Source organism: Collimonas sp. OK412 (assembly GCF_900112135.1).
GTDB lineage: Bacteria > Pseudomonadota > Gammaproteobacteria > Burkholderiales > Burkholderiaceae_D > Collimonas > Collimonas rhizosphaerae.
Map to the genome: position 1 here is coordinate 57,744 of NZ_FOLC01000023.1, position 12,227 is coordinate 69,970.

At 56.4% G+C, this 12,227-nt stretch carries 14 protein-coding genes; 6 read left to right on the top strand and 8 right to left on the bottom strand.

Going from position 1 to position 12,227, the window contains the following annotated elements:
- Positions 1 to 120: 120 nt before the first annotated feature.
- From BM062_RS19985 to BM062_RS25300, 6 genes are all read left to right on the top strand, one after another.
- The gene (locus BM062_RS19985; RefSeq protein WP_092400084.1) at positions 121 to 753 is read left to right on the top strand and encodes a DUF3304 domain-containing protein; all 633 of its coding nucleotides are present in this window, start codon (positions 121 to 123) and stop codon (positions 751 to 753) included.
- Positions 750 to 1,115: a hypothetical protein gene (locus tag BM062_RS19990; protein ID WP_092400086.1), complete on the top strand. Its 366-nt coding sequence runs from the start codon at positions 750 to 752 to the stop codon at positions 1,113 to 1,115. The genes BM062_RS19985 and BM062_RS19990 overlap by 4 nt, the downstream gene beginning before the upstream one ends.
- 62 nt (positions 1,116 to 1,177) lie before the next feature.
- A complete protein-coding gene (locus BM062_RS19995; protein ID WP_092400088.1) occupies positions 1,178 to 1,786 on the top strand; it encodes a DUF3304 domain-containing protein in 609 nt (202 codons plus the stop codon).
- A complete protein-coding gene (locus tag BM062_RS25295) occupies positions 1,783 to 2,019 on the top strand; it encodes a hypothetical protein (protein ID WP_139220139.1) in 237 nt (78 codons plus the stop codon). Before BM062_RS19995 ends, BM062_RS25295 begins: the two co-directional genes overlap by 4 nt.
- A gap of 87 nt (positions 2,020 to 2,106) precedes the next feature.
- Positions 2,107 to 2,736 carry a DUF3304 domain-containing protein gene (locus BM062_RS20000; RefSeq protein WP_092400090.1) on the top strand — a complete coding sequence of 210 codons (630 nt, stop codon included), beginning with the start codon at positions 2,107 to 2,109 and terminating at the stop codon, positions 2,734 to 2,736.
- Complete coding sequence (locus BM062_RS25300; protein WP_139220140.1) at positions 2,733 to 3,128, top strand: DUF2235 domain-containing protein; 396 nt, start codon at positions 2,733 to 2,735, stop codon at positions 3,126 to 3,128. The genes BM062_RS20000 and BM062_RS25300 overlap by 4 nt, the downstream gene beginning before the upstream one ends.
- A gap of 229 nt (positions 3,129 to 3,357) precedes the next feature.
- Here BM062_RS25300 and BM062_RS20005 read toward each other — a convergent pair whose 3' ends face one another.
- The 8 genes from BM062_RS20005 to pip all read right to left on the bottom strand — a co-directional run bounded on the left by BM062_RS20005 (position 3,358) and on the right by pip (position 11,974).
- Positions 3,358 to 5,022: a bifunctional aspartate transaminase/aspartate 4-decarboxylase gene (locus BM062_RS20005; protein WP_092400092.1), complete on the bottom strand. Its 1,665-nt coding sequence runs from the start codon at positions 5,020 to 5,022 to the stop codon at positions 3,358 to 3,360.
- A gap of 63 nt (positions 5,023 to 5,085) precedes the next feature.
- The gene (gene aspT, locus BM062_RS20010; protein ID WP_092400094.1) at positions 5,086 to 6,771 is read right to left on the bottom strand and encodes an aspartate-alanine antiporter; all 1,686 of its coding nucleotides are present in this window, start codon (positions 6,769 to 6,771) and stop codon (positions 5,086 to 5,088) included.
- 211 nt (positions 6,772 to 6,982) lie between these two features.
- On the bottom strand, positions 6,983 to 7,615 hold the full coding sequence (locus BM062_RS20015; protein WP_092400096.1) for a glutathione S-transferase family protein: 633 nt from the start codon (positions 7,613 to 7,615) through the stop codon (positions 6,983 to 6,985).
- 93 nt (positions 7,616 to 7,708) lie between these two features.
- Positions 7,709 to 8,413 carry a helix-turn-helix transcriptional regulator gene (locus BM062_RS20020; protein WP_092400098.1) on the bottom strand — a complete coding sequence of 235 codons (705 nt, stop codon included), beginning with the start codon at positions 8,411 to 8,413 and terminating at the stop codon, positions 7,709 to 7,711.
- A gap of 19 nt (positions 8,414 to 8,432) precedes the next feature.
- Complete coding sequence (locus BM062_RS20025) at positions 8,433 to 9,572, bottom strand: branched-chain amino acid ABC transporter substrate-binding protein (RefSeq protein ID WP_092400100.1); 1,140 nt, start codon at positions 9,570 to 9,572, stop codon at positions 8,433 to 8,435.
- A 176-nt stretch (positions 9,573 to 9,748) separates the two neighbouring features.
- A complete protein-coding gene (locus BM062_RS20030) occupies positions 9,749 to 10,219 on the bottom strand; it encodes a hypothetical protein (protein ID WP_092400102.1) in 471 nt (156 codons plus the stop codon).
- Between the two features lie 161 nt (positions 10,220 to 10,380).
- Positions 10,381 to 10,914 carry a hypothetical protein gene (locus BM062_RS20035; protein ID WP_092400104.1) on the bottom strand — a complete coding sequence of 178 codons (534 nt, stop codon included), beginning with the start codon at positions 10,912 to 10,914 and terminating at the stop codon, positions 10,381 to 10,383.
- A gap of 73 nt (positions 10,915 to 10,987) precedes the next feature.
- The gene (pip, locus tag BM062_RS20040; protein WP_092400106.1) at positions 10,988 to 11,974 is read right to left on the bottom strand and encodes a prolyl aminopeptidase; all 987 of its coding nucleotides are present in this window, start codon (positions 11,972 to 11,974) and stop codon (positions 10,988 to 10,990) included.
- Between the last annotated feature and the right edge of the window lie 253 nt (positions 11,975 to 12,227).

A 12,227-nucleotide genomic window follows, 5' to 3' on the forward strand; every position in this document is an offset into this window, starting at 1 on the left:
TCCCATCGCCTGAGCCAGGCAAGTTCAATAAACGTTAAGAAAGCCAACACTACCTGAAGCAGAATTAAGGAGCGAATTGGCTCTATCCGAGCGTAGAAGAGTGTCGAAAAGGAAAATTATATGAAAAGAAATCAAACAAAAAAACGGATGAGTTGGCTGCAAAAACTGACTATATCTTTATTGACCCTTACCTTCGTCGGTTGTGCCAGCGTTCAAGCCGGTATTAACGACAGTAATTTCACCCCTGTTGGGCTGACAGGGGTACAACATATTGGTCCAAATTTTAACGTTTCGAGATTTTATGTCGATGGCGTATATGGCAGTAATGTCGGCCGCGGTGGCGGCGGCGGTAGTAGCATTTGCTGTGTAGCATTACCGAAAAAATGGCGACCAGATCTGACGACTGAAGTGCGGTGGGCTGTCGGTGACTGGAGTAAAGAAAATTTGGCAGAGACTGCTGCGGGGAATTATAAAAGCATTACCTCCGAAGGAGTCTACAAAGCTAAAGTGCCAGTTGAAAAATACGATAAACCGGGGCAACTATTTGTACATTTTTTCGCAGGCGGCAGAATTCGTGTTGTATCAAGTGAGTATTATCCAGAAAGCAAACTACATCCTATCCTTGGAGACAATCAACATGCTGCCGATATCACGACTGTTGGTACGCGAGTTGATGCTCTTTTCACTCCGGAGGAACAATTAGAATCCGCACGCAAGTCGAAAGAAAATAGAAATCGAGGAGATTGGCGATGACGGAGGAAGCCACATTTTCTATTGCGCCGACCCGGCATGCGCCAATCGATGTTATTACGCCAGTATTGCCGAAGCATTACTTATGTACATCCAAATGCGAAGAAGATATTGACATTGGTTTTTTCTTTGATGGTACAAGAAACAATAAATATGAAGACGAAAACGAATTAAAACAAAGCAATATTGCCAGGTTGTTTGACGCATATTTGAACGACACCGCTATTGGCGCTTATGCGAGTTTCACGCCAGCTGGACTTCACGAGGCAACCGGCTACTGGCGCTATCGCAAAGGATTCCGTGGCGGCAGCGAAGCGACAATTGCAAGCAATGATGCTAACAACCAGAACGCAGCGCTTGGCTAGCCCCGTATTTTATTTATGCCGGAGGAATTAGCTGAGATGAAAAGAAGGAGTAGAGAAAACACATGAGTTGGTTGCAAAAACTCGCTTTGTCTTTGTTGGCCCTTACCTTCGCAGGTTGTGCCAGCGTTCAAGCTGGTATTAACGACAGTAATTCCACACCTGTTGGACTGACAGGCACACAGCATATGGGACCAAATTTTAATGTCTCCGGATTTTATGTGGATGGAGCTTACGGTAGCAATGTCGGACGTGAAGGTGGCGGCGGCAGCGACGTTTGTTGTGTACTCCTTCCAAATAAGTGGCGGCCCGGTTTGACTGCGGAAGTCAGATGGGCAGTAGGGGATTGGAGCAAAGAAAATCTAACAGAAACCGCTGCCGGTAACTATACAAGCATTACTTCGGAAGGGATCTATAAAGCTCTAGTTCCAGTCGAGAAATATGATGTGCCTGGACAGCTTTACGTACATTTTTTTATCGGCGGAAGAGTGAGAGTTGTTTCCAGTAATGTCGGCGTTCTCAATAAAGATCATCCAATCCATCGAGGTGATTCTCACGCCATCGACAATGCAACGGTAGGAACTCCAATCGCCACATTATTTACTCCTGAAGAGCAGGCGGAGTCGTTACGTAAATTCAATGAGAACAAGAAGAACGGTGGAGATTGGAGATGAATGCGAAGGTTACATTTTCAATAGCGCCAACTCGACATGCGCCGACTGCTGGTATTACTTCTGTACTCCCGAATCACTATTTATGCGCCTCGAAATGTGAAGAAGACTTAGATATCGGACTATTCTTTGATGGCGCAAGAAATAATAAATATGAAGACGAAGGGCGGCTAAAACAGAGCAATGTTGCAAGGCTGTTCGATGCGTATTTGGACGATCCCACTGTTGGCGCATAACAACCAGAATGCAACGCTTGGCTAGCCCCGTATTTTATTTACGCCGGAAGAATTAGCTGAGATGAAAAGAAAGAGTAGAGAAAACACATGAAAAGAATTCAAACAAAAAAACAGATGAGTTGGCTTCAAAAACTCGCTTTGCCTTTGTTGGTCCTTACCTTCGCGGGTTGTGCCAGCATTCAAGCTGGTATTAACGACCGTAATTTCACACCCGTTAGTCTGACTGGTGTCCAGCACATCGGGCCAGATTTTAATATTTCGGACTTTTACGTTAGTGGTACCAGCGGGAGTAATGTAGGACGTGGAGGCGGAGGAGGAAGCACAGTTTGTTGCATGGCGCTTCCTAAAAAATGGCATCCGAATTTGGTTGCTGAAGTCAGATGGGCAGTAGGGGATTGGAGCAAAGAAAATCTAACAGAAACCGCTGCCGGTAACTATACAAGCATTACTTCGGAAGGGGTCTATAAAGCTCTAGTTCCAGTCGAGAAATATGAAGAGCCTGGGAAAGTGTATGTACATTTTTTCAAAGGTGGGAAAGTACGTGTGGTATCGGGTCCATTTGGATACGGAAGTAAAGAACATCCAATTCAACGTGATGACCCTCATGCTGCGGATACTGCTACGATCGGTACCCGTGTGAATGCGTTGTTTACACCGGAAGAACTGGCCGAGATGAGACGAAAGAGTAGGGAACGCAGCAGGAAATATAGAGTGTGACGATGACAGATGATCTTACGTTTTCCATTGCACCAACCCGACAAGCCCCGATCGGCGCGATCGAACAGGTTTTGCCGAAACACTATTTATGCACTTCTAATTGCCAAGACGATTTGGACATTGGTCTGTTCTTTGATGGCACCAGAAATAATATGTATGAAGACAAGCCAAGTTTGAAGCATAGCAATATCGTCAGATTGCACGATGCATATCTAAAAGATCCGTCTCTCGGCGCCCATCGCGTTTACATTAATGGCGTGGGGACTCCATTCCCGGAAATTGGCGAACTCAGCTATAGCAATATGGGAAACGGTTTCGGTTCCGGTTGTGAAGCGCGCGTTTTGTATGGATTAACAGTCCGAAATTCAAACGAATTATGTAGCGAAAAATAGCCAATCAATTTCATTCACTGATCGGCTATTTTTTCAGATGTTTGCTATGCTTCAAATGGTTTTCCTAATTTTGGGTTCGAGCCTGAAACGACATTCAATTCCAGGATGCAATTGTCCGACTAAATAGAGTGTTTGAAAACCCTGAACGACGGCTATAAGCAGTAACATACTGCCTGCAAAAAATTCCATGGCACGCCACGGGATTTTTATCGTTTACCGCTATCTTTATTTACTTCTTTGCTTTCTTCGCAAGCTTGGCTTTGGCGCTTGCCCCCTTGCCGCCGCCCACGCTCTTGGCGCTTTTTTCGCCGCCCGCACCTTTCTCAAACTGCGTATGGAATTCCAGCGCCAGCTTGCGGATCGCCTTGCCGATGTTGGTGTAGTCGTACTCGTTGAGATTGGCCAGCGACACCCGCGCCGAAGCGTGCGCGGTGCCGAAGCCGCGCCCCGGCAGCAGGATCACGCCGGTTTCTTCCGCTAGCCGGAACAGCGCTTCGTTCGGCTTCAGGCGCTTCACCATCCACTTGGCGAAATCGGCGCCATACATTTGCGTGGCCAGCGTTTCCAGGTCGAGCAGATGATAGTAGTGGACCGAATCGGCGTCGACCGGCAGCGGCAAGGCCAGCGCCCGGTATAACGCTTCCTTGCGGCGCAGGACGATGCGCTTCATCGATTTCTTGTAATTCTGCGGCTCGTCCAGCAGCGAATACAGGGAAAACAAGGTCATCTGCGCCTGCACCGGGGTCGACAAGCCGGCGGTATGGTTCAGCGCCACGGTGCGGCTGTCGGCCACCAGCCGGTCGATGAATTTCAGTGCGCGCGGTTCGGTGGTGATCGAGTTGTAGCGCCGGTCCAGTTCCTTGCGACGCGCCTCGGGCAAGGCTGCAATCTTGTCGTCCAGGATATTCTTTTCATGGGTGGCCACCACACCCATGCGCCAGCCGGTGGCGCCGAAATACTTGGAGAACGAATACACCAGGATGGTGTTGTAGGGACAGATCGCAAACAGCGATATGAAGTTGTCGGCGAAAGTGCCGTACACATCGTCGGTCAGGATGATCAGGTCGGGGCGCTGCCTGACGATCTCGCCAATGTACGCCAGCGTCTCGTCGTTGATCCTGACCGAAGGCGGATTGCTGGGATTGACCAGGAAGAACGCCTTGACCTTGGGATCGAGCAGCTTGTCGAGTTCTTTCCTGGTGAACTGCCAGTTGTTCTCAGCCGGCGCATCGATAAGCAGCTCGACCAGCCGGTAGTCGTTGAGGAGCGGAATTTCGATGTAGGGCGTGAAGATCGGCATGCCGAGGGCGATGGTGTCGCCGGCCTCGAGGATATGGTTTTCGCGCAGGCTGTTGAAAATGTATGTCATGGCGGCAGTGCCGCCTTCCACCGCGTACATGTCGAAATTGCCGATGAACGGCTGCTCACCGATCATCTCCTGGCGGATGTACTGGCCGACGATCTGCTCGCCCAGATTCAACATGCGGTCCGGCACCGGATAGTTGCAGCCGAGGATGGCTACGCACATCTCGTACAGGAAAGCGCCGGCCGACAAGCCCAGCTGGTCACGCACATAAGACACGGCGGCTTCGATGAAACGCACGCCGTCGACGCCGGCATGGGCCTTCGTGAAAATTTCGAAACGCGCCTCGATGCCGTCGCGCTGCGGGAAACCGCCGACGCCGTCCATATAGATATAAGAGCGCTCGGCTTCGCTCATGGCAAACAGGCCGAACTGGAAAAAGCCGTGGCGCGGCGTGGTGGCCAGGAAATTCGGGTTGCCGCGGCCGGCGTTAAGCATGGCGCGGTCAGCGCCCGACGCCACCTGGATCAATGCATCTTTCAATTCAAACGGGCTGAGCAAAGCGAGTTTATCCGGGTCGCTGAAATCCATTCTGATACTCCTTTTATTCGATAGATTGACTCCGCCGCGGCGGAGCAGGATGCGCAAACAAGATCAGACCAGCGCCACTACCAGCGGTCCCAGCAAGGTCAGGAACACATTGGCGAGGGCGTAGGTAATGGCAAAGGGCACGGTAGGAATGGCGTTCTCCGCTTTGTCGAGCACCTCGCCGAAAGCCGGGTTGGCGCTGCGTGAACCGCTGAGGGCGCCGGCGAACACCGCCGTATTATCGTAGCGCAGGACATAGCGTCCGATCAGCATGGTCAGGATCATCGGCAGGATGGTCACCACCACGCCGACGCCGAAGATGGTGAAACCCTGCTGCCTGACGGTCTCCACCGCCTGCAGGCCGGACGACAGGCCGACCACCACCACGAAGCCGGCCAGGCCGAGGTCTTTCAGGATTTGCACCGCGGCGGCCGGCATGGCGCCGAACGACTGGTGCCGGGAACGGAACCAGCCGAACAGCAGGCCGGACAGCAGGGCGCCGCCGCCGCTGCCCAGCGTCAGCGGGATCGAGCCGACCTTGGCTACCAGCAGGCCGACCAGCAAGCCGGCCACCAGCCCGGCGCCCAGATAGACAAAATCGGTTTTGGCGCTCGGCACGATCACATAACCGACGATATCGGCGACACGCTTGACGTCTTGTTCGGCGCCATAGATGGACACCACGTCGCCCACCTGCACGATGGTTTCAGGCAGTATCGGCAGCACCTGCCCCATGCGGCTGAGCTGCACCACGTAAATGCCGTGGCGCACCTCGCCCGCGGTCTGGGTGCGGATTTCCGCCACGCTCTTGTTGTGGAATGCCTTGTTGGTCAGCACCACTTCCCGGTGCTGCATGGTCAGCTCCATGCCTTCCACCGCATACACTTCCTTGCCGAGGAAACCGGAAGTGCTGACCACCGCTTCACGGCGGCCGACCACCAGCACGATGTCATGCGACTGCAGCACCAGCTGCGGACTGACTTCGATCACCTGGCCGGCGCGCTTGACGCGCTCGATGGTGATGGCGGTAGCAGGATCAAGATTTTCCACTTCCTCGACCGAGATCTTGCCTTGGGTAACTTCATACAGGCGGCCGACCAGTTCCGGCAGCGCCGCATGCTGTTCCGGCCCCAGCAGCTTGACGCCGGCCAGCATCGCCGTCTCGGCCTTGATCGCATCGTCGCGGATGCTGCGGCCCATCAGTTTCGGCAAGATGCTGACACAGACGATGATGGCGCCGAAGGAGCCGAACACATAGGTCACAGCGTATCCCACCGCGACATTGCCCTGCAGGCGCGCCACCTCTGCCGCATCCAGCCCCAGCTTGGTGATGGCGTCGCCGGCGGTGCCGATGATTGCCGACTGCGTCAGGCCGCCGGCGGCAACGCCCGCCGCCAGGCCCTTGTCGAGGCCGAACAGCTTGGCCATCACGACTACCGTCGCCAGCCCGGTCAGCGCCAGCACCGCCGCCAGGATGATTTCCCGGATCGACTGCTTGCCTAGCGAGTTGAAGAACTGCGGACCGCTCTCGTAACCGACCGCATAAATGAACAAGGCAAACAGCACGGCCTTGACGCCGGGATCGACATGCACTCCGACCTGGCTGACCAGCACCGCCACCAGCAGGGAGCCGGCGACGCCGCCCAGCTGGAATTTGCCGAACTTGATCTTGCCGACGGCATAACCGACCGCCAGCGATAAAAACAGCGCTATCTCCGGGGATTTCTTGAATAACTCATGCAGCCACTCCATAAGGGACATCCTTCCTTGTGAGAAATGCAGTTTGTTCAATCAATCGATGCGGCGGCCAGGACGGTCCGCGCAGCTGGGACCTTGAGAAGTTGCAGAAAAGCATCTTCATAATAGCAGAGTCGCTATTTCCAAAAAGAAATAGCGACTGTCTTGCCTGGCAAAAAGGAGGGGGTGATACAGGTTGACGGCACATGCCGCCTGGCGGCAGCTGTCAGGCTATCAACAGCTCTTCTTCAAGCTCGGTCTGGCGCCAGGCGTCAAGTTCTTGCACACGGCTGAACCAGGCTTGCAGGTGTGTGTACGGCGCCAGCGGCACGCGCCCCGGTTCGACCGCCATCAGCGGCGCGGCGATCGCCAAATCAGCCAGCGTCAGGCCGCTTCCCGACACCCACCTGCGTTGCGCCAGATGTCCGTCCAGCACGCCGGCGTATTTCTCCAGGTCGGTAAGCGCGCGCTGCAATTCGACCGGATCCGGCCGGCCGGCGCCGATCAGCCCCTTGATGAAATTTTCCCAGTAAAAAATCGCTATCATTGGCGCGAAATGCTGGGCCGACCAGAACATCCAGCGGTTGACGTCGGCCCGCGCCCGCAGCTCGGCCGGATAAACCGACTGGCCCGGCGTCTTGTCGGCCAGGTATTGCATGATCGCGCAAGACTCCCACAGGATGAAATCGCCGTCCACCAGCACCGGGATTTTTTCGTTGGGATTGATCGCCAGCAGGTGCTTGCGCTGGTCGGCGCTGGACAGGTCAAGCAGCACCAGGTCGAGCGGCAGGCCGAGGTGGTGCGCGGTCATGACGACGCGCCGCGCATTGGATGAAATTGGGTGATGGTAAAGGCGCATGACGACGATCTCCCGGAAGTTGTTGATGCAAGACCTGCATCTTAGTCCCGGGCTGCTGACAACCTGTGTCAGTAGCGTTCCGACAAGCCAGTCCTAATGATCTTCGCCGAACGGATTCTCGCTGCGCCAGGCCTGCAGCAGCACGCTGCGCTGCTGCGGATAGCGCAGCTTGGTCACCGTCAAGGCGCTGATCCTGTCGTTGCGGAAATGGCGGAAGCCGTTGCGCAGCTCACACCAGCCGATGACCAGCCGCTTGCCCTCGAAGAACGCCAGCGCAATCGGCCAGACCAGTCTTTCGGTAGCATTGCCGTTCTCGTCGCGATAACTGATATTGATCTTGTGCTGGCGCCGGATCGCTTCGCGGATCGGACCCAGCGTCTTGTTGTTGGGCGCTTCCTCAAGGAAGCTGGCCGCCAGCAAACCCATGTTCGCCATGCTGTCGCGCAGGTCGAGCGGCGAAGCGGCAGCGATCTTGCTGAGCGCATTCCCCGCAGCCTGCGCCAAGCCGTCGTCGCCTTGCTGCTTGACCCAGCGCGCCCCCAGCACCAGCGCTTCCAGTTCGTCTTCGTTGAACATCAGCGGCGGCAGGAAAAAGCCGGCGCGCAGCACATAACCCAGGCCGGCTTCACCCTCGACCGGCGCACCCAGCTCGATCAAGGTCTGCACGTCGCGGTAGATGGTGCGCACCGAGACCGACATCTGCTCTGCCAGGCAGGCAGCGGTGACCGGCCGCCGATGGCTGCGCAACGCATCCATCAGCATGAACAATCGTCCAGTGCGGCTTGCTGCTTGCGCCAATACGTCTCCTTAGGCGGTTCTACTTGGTCAGCGACAGCAATGTCTGCTGGCCGTTCCTGAAGGTGTAGATCGACAGCGTGCCGTTCTTGATGTCGCCTTTGCCGTCGAATGCGATCTTGCCGGTGACGCCGGTGTACTGGATCTTGCCGAGCGCCGGCAGGTATTTTTTGGGATCGACCGAATTGGCTTGCTGCATGGCTTTGGCGATGATCATCACGGCGTCGTAGGTGTACGGCGCGTACTGGACGATGTCGGCATTGTATTTTTTCTTGTAAGCCGCCTTGAAAGCGTCGAGCGGCGCGGTATCTTCGACCCCGCCTGCGATCGCGCAATAGACCTTGTCGTCGATCAGGCCTTCGCCTGCCAGGCGCGACAGGGCGCCGGTGCAGATCGCATCGCCGCCCATGAAGTTGGCGGTGATGCCGAGTTGCCGCATCTGGCGCAGCATGGTGCCGGCGCTGGCGTCGATGCCGCCGAAGAAAATCAGGTCCGGCTGCTTGGCCTTGACCGCGGTCAGGATTGCGCTGAAGTCGGTGGCCCGGTCGTTCGTGTATTGCGTCGACACTATCTCCACACCGTTCGCCTTGGCGTCTTTAAGGAACTCGGTAGCCAGCCCTTGCCCGTAGGCCGTGCGGTCGTCAATCACCGCGATCTTTTTTGCATGCAAGGTTTTTGCCGCATAACGCCCCATTGCAGCGCCGAGCTGGGAGTCGTTGGCAACCACGCGGAAAGTGGTGTTGAACCCTTGTTCGGTATATTTGGCGCTGGTCGCGGAAGGTGAAATCTGCGGGATGCCGGCGTCGAAATAAATCTTCGATGCGGGAATCGAGGTGCCCGACTGCAGATGCCCGACCACCCCCGCCACCTTGGCGTCGACCAGCTTCTGGGCGACGCTGGTAGCCTGCTTCGGATCGCTGGCGTCGTCTTCAGCCTGCAGTACGAACTGGATTTTCTTGCCGCCGATGACCAGATGCCTGGCGTTCAGGTCGTCGATCGCCATGCGCGCGCCGTTTTCATTATCCTTGCCGACATGCGCAACCGGACCGGTGATCGGGCCGACGTGCGCAATCTTCACGACTTGCTCCTGGGCCTGCGCGGCAACGCTAAAGGTCAACCCGATGGCGGCGGCCAGCAACGTCGTTTTGGCATGGTTCTGCATGTTTTCTCCTCTGGTTTGAATGTGGCTGAAGTGCAGCGATTATCCCAGCCTCGCCGCAACTGATCCAGCGGCATTTATTCTACACACAAGGCGCGGCTTGATGGGCGGCATAGGCTGCAGCCAGGTTATTGCTGGTGCTTGCCATGTCGACGTCAAAAGCCTTGTTCGTCAGAACATCATGGAGTTTTCGCGCCGGCGGCGATGCCGTTCCAGGAAACGCCGCCGCACTTGCCGGTCTGGCTCAGCAGCCAGCCTTGCAGCTGGCGGCCGATTACCAGCGGGCTGCTGCTGAAACACTCGCCTTGCGGCGGCGCCTGCATCTGCCTGGCCGATACGAACAGCGGCCCCTTGGGTTCGATAATCGGTTCGCTGCTGCGCACTTTCCCGGTTCCCAGTTCGGCGTTGCAATCGTAGCGGCGTCCCGAAGCGTCCGCGGTAACGATGCCAACCATGCCGTGGTTCATCGGATAGACATTTTCAACAAACACATTGCCGCCTTTCGGATGTTTCAGCAAACAGGCATTGGCCGCCTGCATCACATCCTTGTCGCTCAGCATGTCGCCGACGGACATCGACAGATCGTCCGCCATCGCCATATCGGACATCAGTAAAGTGCTAAACAGCAGGGGAATCAGGATCAATTTCATGCCTTACCTTTTGCTTTCCATACGCAGCGCGTTGGATCATCCAGCGCATTGCACGGCCACTCTAAACCGTTTGCGGTTTTTAGCAAATCGAATATTCCTGGCATCGATTGTTACGTTAAATACGTAACAATCGAAAATCGAGCGGATGGCCAGCGCCGAATTTATCTGGCCGGCTGCGATCCCAATGGCACAGGCGGCGCCAGCGGGTAGGGGGGGTTGCCGCCGCCGGTACGCAGGTTAACAATCACCCGTTCGATATCCGGTTCAGCGCGGACAAAGGTTTCCAGCGCGGCCGCGTCGACGGCCGGATCAGCGCTGCAGCCTTCGACCCAGACGAAGCGGCGCTGGAAGGTCAGCCACAGGCTGCTGTTGCGGGCGAATCCCGGTTCGGCGGCAAAATGCGCCTGTACCGAGCGCGCGATCGGCGCATCGTACAGATAAGAGTTCGGCTTGTCGCATTGGCCGGCGAGCCAGCAGGTGGTGCCGCGTTCACTGCGCCAGTGCGTTTGCCTGCGCATCTCTTCTTCATTCGTCAGCGGCCCCAGCGGTTGCGGACAGTCCGCCACGGCGCCGCGGACCTGGATGAAAGGGTCGTTGAACCAGTTTTTCAGGGTTTCCGCGGCGGCCGGCGCGGCTATCCCGGCGGCCGCCAGCCACCACGGCAGCATGTATCGCAAGTGAAACCGTCGTGACATAACGGATCTCCTGAATGGTCAGCCGGCGCGGTGTCCTGCGGAGGGCAGCCGCCCGTCCTGCTTGCTTTCCTGCTTAAGCGGCGAACTTGTCGGTCGCCAGGATCAGCTGATGCAGGATTCCCGGTTCGCTGTAGGCGTGCCCGGCATCGGCAATGATGTGCAGTTCCGCTTCCGGCCATGCCTTATGCAAGGCCCACGCGGTTTTCGGCGTGCAGCAGACATCGTAGCGGCCTTGCACGATGACGCCCGGAATGTCCTGCAGCCGCGCCACGTCGCGCAGCAGCTGGCCGTCTTCGAAAAAACAGCCGTGGGTGAAATAGTGGTTTTCGATGCGGGCAAAAGCGATCGCGAACTCCGGCTCGTCATGCGCTTCGGCCAGCGCAGGATCGGGAATCAGCTTGACCGTGCTGCCTTCCCACACGCTCCATGCCTTTGCCGCGGCCAGCTTGGCGCTTTCATCGGTCCCGGTCAGGCGGCGGCTATAAGCTGCCACCATGTCATGCCGTTCCGCCTCAGGGATCGGCGCCAGGAAATCTTCCCATTTGTCCGGGAACTGGCGTGATGCGCCGTCCTGGTAATACCACTGCACTTCTTCATGGGTGCCGGTAAATATCCCGCGCAGCACCAGCTCGCTGACATGCTGCGGATGTGTCTCGGCGTAAGCCAAGGCCAGGGTGCTGCCCCAAGAGCCGCCGAACACCAGCCATTTTTCGGCCCCGATCAACTCGCGCAGCCGCTCGATATCGGCCACCAGGTGCCAGGTAGTATTGGCTTCCAGGTTAGCGTGCGGCGTCGACCGCCCGCACCCGCGCTGATCGAACAGCATGACGCAATATTTTTCCGGATTGAACAGCCTCCGATGATCGGCATTGCACCCGCCACCCGGACCGCCATGCAAGAACACCGCAGGCTTGCCATCGGGATTGCCGCACAACTCCCAATACACCTGGTGCCCATCGCCCACATCCAGCAAACCGGATTTAAACGGCTCCAGCGGCGGATACAAGCCTCGTAATTGCGGAATGGCGCTTTGCTGCACAGCGGGTTGGCTGGTTGTCATGAAATCGTTTCCTTGTGGGAGTCGGAGGATACGATCATAAGCAAGTATGGCGATGGCGTCCAGCGAGTGGGAAAACGGGAAAATTCACCAACAAGCAATCAGGCCTAGGCTGTTGCTTTTGACGTTGCTTTTGACGTTGCTTTTGACGTTGCTTTTGACGTTGCTTTTGAATTCCGCATTGAGACGTTGCCAAATCCGGCGCGTGTCAGCCGGGAATTGTGGGGAAAGATGTTTGAGCCGAAGGCGAGTTGCT